At 58.6% G+C, this 691-nt stretch carries 1 protein-coding gene and 1 pseudogene; one reads left to right on the plus strand and one right to left on the minus strand.

Annotation, left to right across the window (positions count from 1 at the left end; all coding sequences use genetic code 11):
- A pseudogene (locus AC0L26_RS31970) lies at positions 1-357 on the plus strand (TIM barrel protein); the annotation flags it as partial.
- 13 nt (positions 358-370) lie between these two features.
- Here the strand turns inward: AC0L26_RS31970 and AC0L26_RS31975 are convergent.
- Positions 371-691, minus strand: a 321-nt coding sequence (locus AC0L26_RS31975) for a type 2 periplasmic-binding domain-containing protein (RefSeq protein WP_473636084.1), incomplete at its 5' end; no start/stop codon positions are given.

The raw sequence follows: 691 nt of genomic DNA on the forward strand, positions 1-691 counted from the left end.
TCGAAGAACGAAGCGGCTAAGGCCATTGCCGCCATTGATGGCCAGTCCGTCTTCCGCCTCGTGCACGACACATTTCATCACACGCTCGCCGGGGAGCCATTCTTCTCCTGCGAACTGACTGGTCTCGTGCACATTTCAAGCGTGAACGATCCGATCCACTGGATCTACCCGGATCGCGTCCTAGTCGGTTCCGACAATGGCAGCCAGATCCGGGCGCTGCTTGATGGCGGCTATGGGGGACCCTTCTCATTCGCACCGTTTCTCGACGCAGCCGACCCGCAGGACGACCTCGCAGGCGCGCTTGCCGCGAGCATTGATCTCGTCCGACGCGGGCTATTGACGCGAGTGGCGGCGTGAGACGCGGTATCAATCAGGGCTTGCGACCCTTTTTGGCGTCCTGCGGAGAAGTCATTCGAGACGCCTCCTGCAACAATATCTCTCGCATCCAGATGCTTGCCACATCACTGTTGTGAAGGGCGGGCCATTGCAGCGCCTCGGTAAATGCAGGAAGCGGCAGCGGAAGTTCGATGATCTTTAGTGGGAAGGTTTTCTTGAAATGCTCAACCAGCCGGGAGGGCATGGTCGCTATACGGGCTGTGCCTGAGACCATGGGCGGGATCATGCCAAAGGCCTGCACGATAACCTCGACACGTCTCTTGAGGCCATGCTCAAGCAAAAAACGCTCCTCGAT

It is taken from the genome of Mesorhizobium sp. WSM4823 (assembly GCF_055811195.1).